The sequence below is a fragment of the Marinobacter sp. EN3 genome (assembly GCF_000475315.1).
Taxonomy (GTDB): Bacteria; Pseudomonadota; Gammaproteobacteria; order Pseudomonadales; family Oleiphilaceae; genus Marinobacter; species Marinobacter nauticus.
In genome coordinates this window covers 77,214-89,913 of record NZ_AXCC01000052.1, presented here as the reverse complement: position 1 = coordinate 89,913, position 12,700 = coordinate 77,214, and the positions used below count along the sequence as shown (strand labels likewise).

Annotated in this window: 11 protein-coding genes; 4 read left to right on the top strand and 7 right to left on the bottom strand. The window is 58.6% G+C overall.

The window, feature by feature from the left end; translation table 11 throughout:
- Positions 1 to 171 precede the first annotated feature (171 nt).
- The 4 genes from Q675_RS33010 to Q675_RS32995 all read right to left on the bottom strand — a co-directional run bounded on the left by Q675_RS33010 (position 172) and on the right by Q675_RS32995 (position 4,570).
- Positions 172 to 2,136 carry a dynamin family protein gene (locus tag Q675_RS33010; RefSeq protein ID WP_023011735.1) on the bottom strand — a complete coding sequence of 655 codons (1,965 nt, stop codon included), beginning with the start codon at positions 2,134 to 2,136 and terminating at the stop codon, positions 172 to 174.
- Positions 2,137 to 2,354: 218 nt separating this feature from the next.
- Positions 2,355 to 2,939: a YggT family protein gene (locus Q675_RS33005; protein WP_022987592.1), complete on the bottom strand. Its 585-nt coding sequence runs from the start codon at positions 2,937 to 2,939 to the stop codon at positions 2,355 to 2,357.
- A gap of 22 nt (positions 2,940 to 2,961) precedes the next feature.
- Positions 2,962 to 3,795, bottom strand: coding sequence for a pyrroline-5-carboxylate reductase (proC, locus tag Q675_RS33000; protein ID WP_023011734.1), 834 nt, complete (start codon positions 3,793 to 3,795; stop codon positions 2,962 to 2,964).
- 61 nt (positions 3,796 to 3,856) lie between these two features.
- Positions 3,857 to 4,570 carry a YggS family pyridoxal phosphate-dependent enzyme gene (locus Q675_RS32995; RefSeq protein ID WP_031211612.1) on the bottom strand — a complete coding sequence of 238 codons (714 nt, stop codon included), beginning with the start codon at positions 4,568 to 4,570 and terminating at the stop codon, positions 3,857 to 3,859.
- Between the two features lie 52 nt (positions 4,571 to 4,622).
- On the opposite strand from Q675_RS32995, the gene Q675_RS32990 reads away from it, so the two are divergent.
- The 3 genes from Q675_RS32990 to Q675_RS32980 all read left to right on the top strand — a co-directional run bounded on the left by Q675_RS32990 (position 4,623) and on the right by Q675_RS32980 (position 8,379).
- Complete coding sequence (locus Q675_RS32990; protein ID WP_022987595.1) at positions 4,623 to 5,657, top strand: type IV pilus twitching motility protein PilT; 1,035 nt, start codon at positions 4,623 to 4,625, stop codon at positions 5,655 to 5,657.
- Between the two features lie 17 nt (positions 5,658 to 5,674).
- A complete protein-coding gene (locus tag Q675_RS32985; protein WP_023011732.1) occupies positions 5,675 to 6,796 on the top strand; it encodes a PilT/PilU family type 4a pilus ATPase in 1,122 nt (373 codons plus the stop codon).
- A gap of 146 nt (positions 6,797 to 6,942) precedes the next feature.
- Entirely contained in the window at positions 6,943 to 8,379 is a 1,437-nt protein-coding gene (locus Q675_RS32980) for an OmpP1/FadL family transporter (RefSeq protein ID WP_023011731.1), read from the top strand.
- A 37-nt stretch (positions 8,380 to 8,416) separates the two neighbouring features.
- Here Q675_RS32980 and Q675_RS32975 read toward each other — a convergent pair whose 3' ends face one another.
- Both Q675_RS32975 and polA read right to left on the bottom strand, forming a co-directional pair.
- Complete coding sequence (locus tag Q675_RS32975; protein ID WP_023011730.1) at positions 8,417 to 8,785, bottom strand: hypothetical protein; 369 nt, start codon at positions 8,783 to 8,785, stop codon at positions 8,417 to 8,419.
- A 199-nt stretch (positions 8,786 to 8,984) separates the two neighbouring features.
- Complete coding sequence (polA, locus tag Q675_RS32970) at positions 8,985 to 11,711, bottom strand: DNA polymerase I (protein ID WP_023011729.1); 2,727 nt, start codon at positions 11,709 to 11,711, stop codon at positions 8,985 to 8,987.
- An 85-nt stretch (positions 11,712 to 11,796) separates the two neighbouring features.
- On the opposite strand from polA, the gene Q675_RS32965 reads away from it, so the two are divergent.
- Positions 11,797 to 12,135 (top strand): DUF2782 domain-containing protein, encoded by a 339-nt coding sequence (locus Q675_RS32965; RefSeq protein ID WP_011784087.1) that lies wholly within the window; start codon positions 11,797 to 11,799, stop codon positions 12,133 to 12,135.
- 13 nt (positions 12,136 to 12,148) lie between these two features.
- Here the strand turns inward: Q675_RS32965 and Q675_RS32960 are convergent, their stop codons facing one another.
- Positions 12,149 to 12,646 (bottom strand): fibronectin type III domain-containing protein, encoded by a 498-nt coding sequence (locus tag Q675_RS32960; protein WP_023008362.1) that lies wholly within the window; start codon positions 12,644 to 12,646, stop codon positions 12,149 to 12,151.
- Positions 12,647 to 12,700 lie beyond the last annotated feature (54 nt).

The following is a 12,700-nucleotide window of genomic DNA, read 5'->3' as shown; positions in this document are numbered from 1 at the left end:
GGTGTGTTGAGTTCCTGATCCGGTCCACAAGGTTCTGGCCATAGGCCATGGGGTGCGCGGAAAAAACGCGCCAGCACTGCAGTTTAAAGGCGGGGGGTGGTTGCTGCAACCGGCGCGGTGCCGGCGAGCAAGGCCCGGAGCCCGGGGGTGTGCTGCCCGGGCTCCGGTATGTCAGACAGCTCCGGAAATATTGACCACCTTCTGCTGCAACAGGGTGGGGGCCGGTTTGCGGATTTGCCGCATCATGGCATCGGCCAGCTCCAGTTGTTTGCGCAGGTCGGCAATGGTGTGGTCCAGTCGCTCCCGTTCACTCCGGGTGTCGCGGTCGGTTCGCACCATGTCGCGCAGGCGGCGGATCTGGTGCTCCAGCAACTGCTTCTGCTCCATGGAGTACTGCATGATCGGCAGCAAGGCCTCATGGGGCCAGCGCTCCACGTCAGCTCGTACCCGGGCATGCAGGGTGCGGGCTTCACCCACCATCACGTTGAAGAACCGGCGAACCAGCAGGGATTGCTCGGTCAGTAGGTTCTTGGGGCTGACCCTGAACCGCCTGGCTTTCTTGCGTAATTCCCGCACTGCGATCACATGGCGGCCGGCCCGCAGGGGGATAGGCTCCAGGTGCCGTGCCCGGTTATCTTCGTTATAGCGGCGGTAGATGGCGCCAACCATTTTTTCCGCAAGGTGGCCCTCGCTGAGCAGGTTGGTCAGGTCGGCTTCCAGCAGCTCGAAGAAGTGATCCATCGCCGCATTCATGCCCGCGGTCGTCCAGCTTTTCGACATTTTCAGCCGCACCTGCGCGGCATGGGTTTCAAAGCGTTCCTCGCTCACCAGCTTGCGCAACATCTCGCCCTGGGAGTCCATCAGCCGCCGGGATGAGCGCAGGGTAATCAGCTTCTTGTAGTAGAAGTCGTAATCCTTGTGGGCCCGTTCGGCGAGCCGGGCAATGGAGGCCTTGTCTACGGTGGCGCCGGTACAGGCCGTGCGTTCCTCTTCCAGGGCCGACAGCCGGATTTGCATGGCCGCCTGGCTGTTCTGCAGCATCCCCAGGAGATCGTTGATCAGGTTCTGGGTGATCAGCTCTTCCTTGTGCATCAGTATGCGGCGGACAATCAGTTGCTCGAGCTGGTCGATGTTGGAGCGTTTAAACAGGGCATCGTCATTACGAATACGGCTGATCAGGCCCTGCTTGGCAGACAGCGGAATCACGTCCTGCTGGCGGATGCCCAGGTGGTCTGCGGTGTAGCCGCGCACCCGTTCGATGGCATCGTTGGTATGTTGCTCGCCCTGCAGGTCGTCCCAGAGTACGTCGATCTTGTTCAGTACCGCGAAGCGGCCGGCCCGGTGGTCGGCGTACTCGGTGTCGATGTGCTCGTTCCAGATCGCCATATCGCTGGCGGTTACGCCGGTGTCGGCACTGAGCACAAAGATAATGGCGTGGGCCCGGGGCAGCATGCTGATGGTCAGTTCCGGCTCGGAACCCAGTGCGTTCAGGCCCGGGGTATCGAGAATACGCAGGCCGCGCTCGAACAGCGGGTGGCGAATGCTGATCTGGGCGTTACGCCAGGCCGGTACCAGTACGTTGCCGGGGTTGCTGCGGTCGTGCTCCAGCATGTCTTCATCGAACCCGAGTTTACGGGCCTGCTGGGGCGTTACGCTCTTGGTGCGGGCAACTTCGGCCAGCACTTCTCGCATCACTTCGGGGTCGTGTTCGTCCAGGTCGTGCCGGACCCAGTGCTCCGGTTGCTTGCGCAGTTGCTGCAGGGAGAGCTCGCCGGTGCGGGTTTCGATCGGCAGCAACAGCAGGTAGTTCTGGTTGGCGCTGCGGTCGTAGAACAGCTCGGTGGGGCACATGGTGGTGCGGCCCGCCTGGGACGGCAGCATGCGCTGGCCATAGCCGGAGAAGAACAGGGCATTGATCAGCTCGGTCTTGCCACGGGAGTATTCCCCGGCAAAGGCGATGGTCAGCTCATCTTCAATGAGCAGCTCCAGGCCGTTACGGATTCGGGTGCTGACGTCTTCTGAGAAAAGGTCGTTGTCCTGCAGCCACAGCCGGTAACGGCCGATCTGCCGGATGAGTTCCTTCTTCCAGTTATGATAGGCCTCAACCTGCTGCGACAGAGTTCCCTGCATTTTCATCGGTTTATCCTTCTGCGCGACTTCCGGGTGCTCTCAGATTAAATGCCGTTAATCATAACCGCTTTGCCGGTTTTTGGCGCCTGAACCTGTCGCGGATCAAGGCGGAAGGCACAGAATGACAAAATAAAAAAGCCGGAAAATCAAAAGGTTGATCTTCCGGCTCTCAAAAAGTCTGTGTTTCGACTTTTGTGTAACAAAATGTATTTTCGAGACCTGTTTTACATCCCGAGGCCGATCGAGCCGAGGCCGGCAGCCACCTTCATGTGATCGATCACCACAGTAATCACGTTCAGGATCAGGAACACGATGATCGGAGACAGGTCCAGCCCGCCCATGGAGGGCATCATGTTGCGGACCGGGCGCATCACCGGCTCGGTAATCTGCGCCACCAGCTGGATAGCCGGGTGACCGCTCTGGGGCGCAATCCAGCTCACCACAACCACCGCGATAACTGACCAGAAGTAGATCTTCACAATCAGGCTGAGCACGTTCAGCACCGCCCACACCAGCAGGGTGATGGGGTTGATGGCGGGGATGCCACCGTTCAGGGCGACCAGGATCAGGAAGAAGGTGATGGCCTGGATAATGACCGCCAGTACCAGCGCGGCGCCGTCAATGCCGCCCCAGCCGGGAATGAATCGGCGCAGGGGGCGCAGCGGCGGGTTGGTGGCCTTCACCACAAACTGGGAAATGGGGTTGTAGAAATCCGCCCGCGCCAGTTGCAGCAGAAAGCGCAGCAACACGATGGTCATGTAGAAGGTGGACGCGATCAGCAGGATGGTAATGACAATGTCTGCCAGCATGAAGCTGTGTCTCCGTTATCGGTTACTGTTTGTCTGCCAGTTCTTTGGACATTTCTTGCGAGCGTTCGAAGGCGGCATTATAGGCTTTCTGCACCAGGTCTCGCATGCCGCCGTCTTCGAAGGTATTGATCGCCCGCTCCGTGGTGCCGCCGGGCGACATCACATTGCGTTTTAGCTGGGCCGGGTCGTGTTCGCTGCGGGCAGCCATCTCGGCGGCACCAGCCATGGTCTGGATGGCCAGCTCCCGGGCTGTTTTCGGGGCAATGCCGGCTTCGGTGGCGGCCGCTTCCAGGGCTTCGAGCATCAGGAAGAAGTAGGCCGGGCCACTGCCGGACAGCGCGGTTACGCCATGCAGTTGTTCTTCATCGTCTACCCACAGGGCAGAGCCGATGCTTTCAAATACCGACTGCACCATGGTTTTCTGTTCGGCTGTTACCGCCGCATTGGCGAACAGGCCGGCGGCGCCCTTGCCAACCAGTGACGGCGTATTGGGCATTGCCCGCACCAGGGGCAGGCCACCACCGAGCCAGCTGTCCAGGGTGTCAGACCCCAGGCCGGCGGCAATAGACACCATCAGCGGGCGAGTGTTCTGCACCACCGGGGCGATATCCCGGCAAACCTCGGCCATCACCTGGGGTTTCACCGCCAGCACCACCATGTCGGCCTGTTGGGCGCAGTAGCGGTTGTCGGTGGTCACGCTTACGCCGAAGCGGTCGCGCAGGGCCTGCAGGTGGCTGTCGTCGGGCGCGCTGACCCAGATGTTCCCGGCCTGGTAGCCGTTATCAAGCATGCCGCCAATGATGGCACTGGCCATATTGCCGGCACCGATAAAGGAAATGGTGGATGAGTTGCTCACGGTAAACTCCGGGCTTGGTCGATGGATTCGTTGATCCGGATGATAGCAGGAACCGGGCCGGTCAGCTCAGGCTCTGTTGCTTCGCCCGGGCTCCGAACAGGGCGGTGCCCACCCGAACCCAGGTGGCACCTTCGGCAATGGCCAGTTCCAGGTCGTCAGACATACCCATGGAAAGGGTATCCAGCGGGCCGGCGTCCGGGTGGTCCTGTTTCAGGTGTTTCAGGGTGCCGGCCAGTTTTCGGAAACTCAGCCGCAGCTCCGATTCCTGCTGGTCCGGGTCCGGAATGGCCATCAGCCCGCGCAGGCTGATGTTTGGCAGGTCACTGATTGCCGATACCAGCTCCGGTAGTTCGTCCAGCGTGCAGCCGGACTTGCTGTCTTCGTTGTTGATGTTCACCTGCAGGCAAATGTTCAGGGCCGGCAAAAACTCCGGCCGCTGTTCGCTCAGCCGGCGGGCAATCTTCAGGCGATCCACGCTGTGTACCCAGGCAAAGGACTCGGCCATCTGCCGGGTTTTGTTGGACTGGATAGGCCCGATGAAGTGCCATTCGATGCCATCCAGGTCTTCCAGCGCGCCGATCTTGTCGAGCGCTTCCTGAAGGTAGTTTTCACCGAATGCCTGTTGGCCGGCTTCGAATGCGGCGCGCAGGTCTTCCGGTGGCCGGGTCTTGCTGACTGCCAACAGGCGCACACTGTCGGGGTCGCGCCCCGCCTTCAGTGTTGCTTTTTGTATGCGTCGGGTTACGCTCCCGATGTTGTCTGCTATGCTGCTCATAGTGTGAGTTTGCCGCTTCTGGACTAAAAGAAAAAGCCCTCCGAGGAATCCTATGGATATTACTGAACTGCTTGCCTTCTCGGCCAAACAGGGTGCGTCGGATTTGCACCTGTCTTCCGGTTTGCCCCCGATGATTCGTGTTGATGGCGATGTTCGTCGTATCAACCTTCCGCCCATGGAGCACAAAGAAGTGCACGGGCTGATCTACGACATCATGAACGACAAGCAGCGTAAGGATTACGAAGAGTTCCTGGAAACCGACTTCTCGTTCGAGGTGCCCGGCGTGGCCCGTTTCCGGGTTAACGCCTTCAACCAGAACCGCGGTGCCGGCGCAGTGTTCCGGACCATCCCCTCGAAGGTTCTGACTATGGAAGATCTGGGCATGGGCCAGGTTTTCAAGGATATCTCCTCGGTGCCCCGCGGCCTGGTGCTGGTCACCGGCCCCACCGGTTCCGGTAAGTCCACCACCCTTGCTGCGATGATGGACTACATCAACGACACCCGTTACGAGCACATCCTCACCATCGAGGACCCGATCGAATTCGTGCACGAATCCAAGAAGTGCCTGGTGAACCAGCGGGAAGTGCACCGGGACACCCTGGGCTTCAACGAAGCCCTGCGTTCGGCCCTGCGGGAAGACCCCGACATCATCCTGGTGGGCGAATTGCGGGACCTGGAAACCATCCGCCTGGCCCTGACCGCCGCCGAAACCGGCCACCTGGTATTCGGCACCCTGCACACCACCTCCGCGGCCAAGACCATTGACCGGGTGGTAGACGTATTCCCGGCGGAAGAAAAATCCATGGTTCGTTCCATGCTGTCGGAATCCCTGCAGGCGGTTATTTCCCAGACCCTGATGAAGAAAATGGGTGGCGGCCGGATTGCGGCCCACGAAATCATGATCGGTACCCCGGCTATCCGGAACCTGATCCGGGAAGACAAGATCGCCCAGATGTACTCGTCTATCCAGACCGGTGGCTCCATTGGCATGCAGACCCTGGACCAGTGCCTGGAGCGTTTGCTGCAGAAGGGCCTCATCTCTCGCGAACAGGCCCGTGCCAAGGCCAAGATGCCGGATAACTTCTGAGATAAGTAGGTAGCAAGATGGAATTCGAAAAACTGTTGCGGTTGATGGTCGAGAAGGGTGGTTCAGACCTGTTCATTACAGCAGGCGTACCACCCAGCATGAAAGTGAACGGCAAGGTTCTGCCGGTCACCAAGAACGCGCTGACACCGGAACAGACCCGCGAGCTGGTGTACGGCGCCATGAACGACAAGCAGCGCGCCGAATTCGACGAAAGCCACGAATGCAACTTTGCCATCAGCGCCCGGGGTATCGGCCGTTTCCGTGTGTCCGCCTTCTTCCAGCGCAACCTTTGCGGCATGGTGCTGCGGCGTATAGAAGTGAAGATCCCGCAGATTGACGACCTGGCACTGCCGGAAATCGTCAAGGACCTGGCCATGACCAAGCGGGGCCTGATCATGTTTGTGGGCGCCACCGGTACCGGTAAGTCCACCTCGCTGGCGGCCATGCTGGGGCACCGTAACCGCAACAGTCGCGGCCATATCATTTCCATCGAAGACCCGATCGAATTTGTGCACCAGCACCAGGGCTGTATCGTGACCCAGCGGGAAGTGGGTATTGATACCGAAAGTTTCGAAGTGGCCCTGAAAAACACCCTGCGCCAGGCGCCGGATGTGATCCTGATCGGTGAGGTGCGTACCCGCCAGACCATGGAATACTCCGTGCAGTTCGCCGAAACCGGCCACCTGTGCCTGGCCACCCTGCACGCCAACAACGCCAACCAGGCCCTGGACCGGATTATCCAGTTCTTCCCGCCCGAGCAGCACAACCAGATCTGGATGGACCTGTCCCTCAACCTGAAGGCTATTGTGGCCCAGCAGCTGGTACCCACACCGGATGGCAAAGGTCGGAAGGCCGTTATCGAGGTGCTGATCAACACCCCGCTGGTGGCTGACCTGATCCGCAAGGGCGAAGTGCACAAACTCAAAGAGCTGATGGCAAAATCGAACGAGTCTGGCATGCAGACCTTCGATCAGGCTCTGTACAAACTGTATGCTGAGGGTTCCATCACATACGAAGATGCCCTTGCGCACGCAGATTCCGCCAACGATCTGCGCCTGATGATCAAGCTGGGTGCCGACGCCCAGGGTGCAGACAAGCTGTCTTCCTCCGTCGACAAACTCACCATTCAGGACGACTGACGTCCTCGTCTTCCGCCCCCGTTCACCGGGGGCGACATCTAATACCAAAGTTGTAATTGGTTAGCGGCGCGAACCAGTAGCTTTGGCATTTGAGGCAGTTGCCATGTGCTGCGTATACTCCGCGCGATTCTAAAAAAGGAGACACCATGCACAAAAATACCAACGCACTCGTAAAAGCGATCCGTTTGGCGACGCTGGCAGCCGTAGCAGCACCAGCCAGTGTTCTGGCCGGCGGTTTTTCCCTGAACGAGCAGAGCGCCAGCCAGATGGGTGTGGCCAATGCCGGCGCTGCCGCCAACCCCGAGAACGCCACCACGGTTCTGTTCAACCCGGCCGGTATGAGCCAGCTTTCTGGCACCAATATTTCGTTTGGTGCGGCGGTGTTGGATATTGATGCTGAGGCGAAAAGTGGTGCGAAAGCGGTTAACCAGCTCGGCGGTGACGTAGAGGGATCCCGCGGTGGTGATATTGCTGATCCTGCGGTTCTGCCGAATTTCTATCTGACCCACGAAATCAACGATTCCATCGATGTAGGCTTCGGCATCCATGCGCCATACGGTCTGGCGGCAGACTACGACAATGACTTTGTGGGCCGTTACTTTGCCGACAAGACCGAGCTGACGGCGATTGCCTTTACGCCCTCTATTGCCATTAATAACGGCAAAGGCCTTTCAATGGGGGCAACGCTGAACATCATGTACGCCGAGGGCCGACTCAGTAAGTTCCAGGATATTCGAGGTGGGTTGGTTCAACGGGGGTTGCCACCAGCTCAAGCCAACGGGCTTGCAACGCAGTATGAGCAAGCATTTGGAGCTCCGTATGCGGATATTGAGGGCGATGATGTTGCAATCAATTTCCGGGTTGGTTTTTTGTACGAGCTGTCTGAGCAGACTCAAATCGGTTTGACTGCTCAAACAGGCACCGAGTTCGAGCTTGAAGGCGAAATTGAGCTTGAGGGCTATCCGGCTCCGAGTGCTCAGTCTCCCTTTGGTTTGGCACCGCAGACCCTGACCGAAAACGTTACGGTACCTCTCGCGATTCCTGAAAGCGCCACGCTGGGCTTGCGCCATCGATTGACTGATAATGTTACCCTTTTGGCGGGTGCTACTTATGCCCGTTGGAGTCGATTCGAAGAACTCGACATCAACAGTCGTGAGGGGCAATCGGGTGAGGTTTCGGCTGAGATTGGTCGAGTAGGTGATATGCCCATCACCCACATCACCGAAGAGTGGAAGAACACGTGGCAGTTCAACGTGGGTGGTATTTGGCAGGCTACGCCCGAGTGGGCTCTCAAGGCTGGCTATGCCTTTGATGAATCACCGGTCGACCAGTATGTTACCGCTCGTATTCCCTCTGAAGATCGCCATTGGCTCACCTTGGGTACTCAGTGGAAGGACGTGCAAAGTGGCTGGACGGTTGATGTGGCGGTAGGCACGCTGATCTTTGCCGACGACGCCAAGGTTGATGATCGTGAGTACAGTCACGCTGATCCGACGGGCCAGCCGATCTCAAATGCAAACTACCAGGCTGAATATGAACTCAGCGCCTGGAGCGCCGCATTCGAAGTCAGCAAAGCCTTCTGATTCTCGAATAGCCCTCTGAGGCTGATTCCTTCCGGAATCAGCCCACCACCTGGCCCCGGTAGATCACCTTTTTCTGCCGGGGGCAGTCAGGTTCCGACAGTTCCTCTGTAGCTTTTTTGGCACCTTCCTCCGCTATGGGTTGTCCGCGGTACATCCGTGGCGCAGGCTCCTCGTCGATATGGTCGGTATTCAGCTCCGGCACTCGCTGTTTCAACGCTTCCCAGGTATGAACCAGATGCTTTGAACGGGTTTTACGGGCGTACTCGGCCAGGTGTTGCTCCAGGCCGTCTTCATTAAGATGCAGTTTCACGCCGAATTCTGACTGGATAAGCCGGCGGCACTGATGCACGAGTTTCAGGAGACTGGGGTCGAACAGCCAGTTGCGTTCGCTGGTTGCGGAATTCATCGCTTGGACCTCGCATTGGTGTCACTGCATGGGGCGAAGGGCCCCGAGACAGCGAAGGATAATGCAGAATTCGTGCCTCTGTGCCGATAGCCGTCTTTGCTGGTGTCTGCGAGAGTGTGAGCGGAGAGTCTGCCCTGTTTCTGTGCCCGGAGGCGGGATGTTGTTCAGAAACAGGGCGTTATCCGAAGTTGCGGAGTATTTAGTGAGCCTGGTCCCAGTTGTCACCCACACCGGCTTCCACCAGCAGTGGCACATCCAGGCTGGCGGCGGCGGACATGCGCTTGACCAGGCCTTCTTTGACTTTGTCTACGGCTTCTTCGCGAACTTCGATGATCAGTTCGTCGTGGACCTGCATGGTCATGCAGGCATCGCTCGCGTGTTCGCTGCGCAGCCAGTTGTCTACCTCGATCATGGCCCGCTTGATGATATCGGCGGCCGTGCCCTGCATGGGCGCATTGATGGCGGTGCGCTCGGCAGCCTGCTGCAGCTGCTTGTTACGTGCGTTGATCTCCGGCAGGTACAGGCGGCGGCCGTAGAGCGTTTCCACGTAGCCGTCGTCATGGGCCTGTTTGCGGATGTTGTCCATGTATTTGAGTACGCCGGGGTAACGCTCGAAATACCGGTCGATGTATTCCTGGGCGGTTTTTCGGTCCACCTCCAGCTGGCGCGAAAGGCCGAACGCCGACATGCCGTAGATCAGCCCGAAGTTGATCGCCTTGGCACTCCGACGCTGGTCGCCGGTTACCTCATCCACTGTCACGCCGAAGACTTCGGCTGCGGTGGCCTTGTGAATGTCTTCGCCGTGTTCGAACGCGGTCAGTAGACCTCTATCGCCAGACAGGTGAGCCATGATGCGAAGCTCAATCTGGGAGTAGTCAGCGGCCAGCAACTTGTAGCCTTTCGGGGCAATAAATGCCTGGCGTATGCGTCGGCCTTCCTGGGTCCGAATCGGAATGTTCTGCAGGTTGGGTTCCGATGAAGACAAGCGTCCTGTCGCTGTCACCGCCTGATGATAGGAAGTGTGCACTCGCCCGGTGCGGTGGTGGATAAGCTCGGGCAGGGTGTCAGTATAAGTGGACTTCAGCTTGCTCAGGCTGCGGTGCTCGACAATCAGCCGGGGCAGTTCGTGCTCGTGGGCCAGCTCCTGCAGAACCGGCTCGGCCGTCGATGGCGCGCCCTTTGGTGTCTTCTTGATGACCCGCAGGCCAAGTTTGTCGTAAAGGATGGCCTGCAATTGTTTGGTGGAGCCCAGGTTGAAAGCTTCGCCGGCAACCTCGTGGGCTTCCTTCTCCAGTTCAGCCATGCGCTCTGCAAGTTCCTGGCTGTGCTGGCGTAGCGTGCTGGCACTGATCAGGGTGCCCCGCTGTTCCATCCGGGACAGCACCGGCACCAGCGGCAGGTCGATTTCCCGGTAGACGGATTCCAGCTTGCCGGTGTCTTTCAGCCTCGGGGCGAGAGTCTGGTGCAGGCGCAGGGTGATGTCAGCGTCTTCGGCGGCATAGGGCCCCGCGCTTTCCAGATCGATTTGGTTGAACGTCAGTTGCTTGGCGCCTTTGCCCGCAATCGATTCGTAGGTGATGGTTTCTTCATCAAGATAGGTTCGGGCCAGGCTGTCCATGTCGTGGCGGGTGCCGACCGAATTCAGTACGTAGGACTCCACCATGGTGTCCTCGGCGATGCCCTCCAGCTGTATATCATGGTTGGCCAGCACGTTTTTGTCGTACTTGAGGTTCTGCCCGACCTTTTTGTGTTTCGGGTCTTCAAGCAACGGCTTCAGCTGTTCCAGCACAGAGTCGCGGTCCAGTTGCTCCGGCGCGCCCATATAATCATGGCCCAGTGGCACGTAAGCGGCCTTTCCCGGCTCAACAGCAAACGAAACGCCGACAATTTCGGCATCCATGTAGCGGAGGCTGGTGGTTTCGGTGTCGAAGGCGAACAGATCGGAATCTTTGAGTTTCTTCAGCCACTGGTCCAGGTCCGCCTGCTCGGTAATGACCTGATACTGCTTTTCCACCGAAGGTTTCGGCTGTGGTTGGCTGCTCTGGGAGCCTTCGTCTGATGAGGAGCCGTTTTCCAGTTCCGCGATCCAGGTGCGGAATTCGTACTCTTTGAAGAGCTCCAACAGACTGGCGTCGTCCTGCTGGCGTTCCTGAAGATCCTCCAGCCCGAATTCGAGTTCCACATCGGTCCGGATGGTGGCCAGCTCCCGGCTCAGGGGCAGGGTGTCGGTTGCTTCCCTCAGGTATTCGCCGATTTTGCCTTTGATCTCGTCGGAATGCTCAATGAGGTTGTCGAGGTTGTCGTAGCTCTGTAGCCATTTGACGGCGGTTTTCGGGCCGCATTTGTTTACACCGGGAATGTTGTCGACTTTGTCACCCACCAGGGCGAGGTAATCGATGATCTGCTCCGGGGTAACACCAAACTTTTCAACGACCCCGTCCCGGTCCATGGCGGTTTCGGTCATGGTGTTGATGAGGGTAACGTGGTCGCTGACCAGTTGAGCCATGTCTTTATCGCCGGTAGACACGACCACATCGATGCCCTTGCTGGTGGCTTCATGGGCCAGGGTGCCGATGACATCGTCGGCCTCGACGCCGGGCACGATCAACAGTGGTAAGCCCATCGCCCTGACAATCTCGTGAATGGGTTCAATTTGTACCGCCAGATCATCCGGCATGGGGGGGCGATTGGCTTTGTATTCCTCATACATGTCGTGCCGGAAAGTCTTACCCTTGGCATCAAATACCACCACGGTTTTTGAGCCCGGAAAGTCCTGTTCAATCCGCCGCAACATGCTGATTACGCCTTTGATGGCGCCAGTCGGGTGATTCTTGCTGGTAGTCAGTGGCGGCAGGGCATGGTAGGCACGGAACAGGTAAGACGATCCGTCCACCAGAACCACGGGAGGGTTGGTTTGTTCAGTCATATCAAAACAGGTCCGGATTCTGATTGAAGCGTGGATTAGCTTGTGCAACTCTAGCCAGAAAGATGAACCAAAGGGTACCACGAAAATGAAACGATTCGCCTGTTCCGCCCTGCTGTGGGGCTGCTTCTCCGCGCCGTTGCTGGCCCAGGATGAAGGGGCTCTGGATGCCACCCCGGTGGTTACCCCTCAGGAACCTGTGGTTATTTCCGATTACCAGCCGCCGGAGGGTGGTGCGGAGATTGTTATTCGCCCCGGCGAGAAAGAAGTGTTTTATGAGTATCGGGTGAATGGCCAGCTGATGGAGATCAAAGTGGTGCCTGAAATTGGCCCGGAATACTACCTGGTGCCGGCCGACGGCGGTGGCTGGGTTCAGGATACCGAGTCCGACCTGCTTGTGCCCAGCTGGGTGATCTTCCGCTGGTAACCCGTCCTTCCGGTCAGATCAGGTTGACCTCAACCGGATCTGATCGCCTGCTTTCCAGGCCATCCACATCAATGGTTGTGATCGAGAACTCGTAGGCGCCGGGCTCCATCTCCGACAGGGTGTATCGGTTTTTGCTGCCATCGTTCAGCGGAATGACGCTGAAGCTCTCCTGATGTTTCAGTCGGTAATAGATGCGGTAACCGGCAATCTGACCAGGCGTCAGTGCTGAGCCGTCTTCACGGGTGAGCGGTGGATTCCAGACCAGGGTTTTCGGGATGTCGGCGCCAGGTGGCTGTGGCGTTTCCTGGTCGTCCGGCTGGCTTTGGCCGAGCGTGGCAAGCAGGTCGCCCTGCGCCTGTTTGAGGCGGCTGTCTGCCACCTCCGAAGCGCGTTTCGAATCCAGTTTACTGGCTCGCGTGTCTTCCTGGCAGCCGGCCAGAACTATGGCAAACAGGCAAAGGAGTGTGGCCGCGGTTCGTGACAGCGGACTGGGATAAAGCGTTCTCTTCATAACTACTCGCATACGGGGCGCTGCAGGTGCGCCTTCTGGTATTCGTTCGTATGG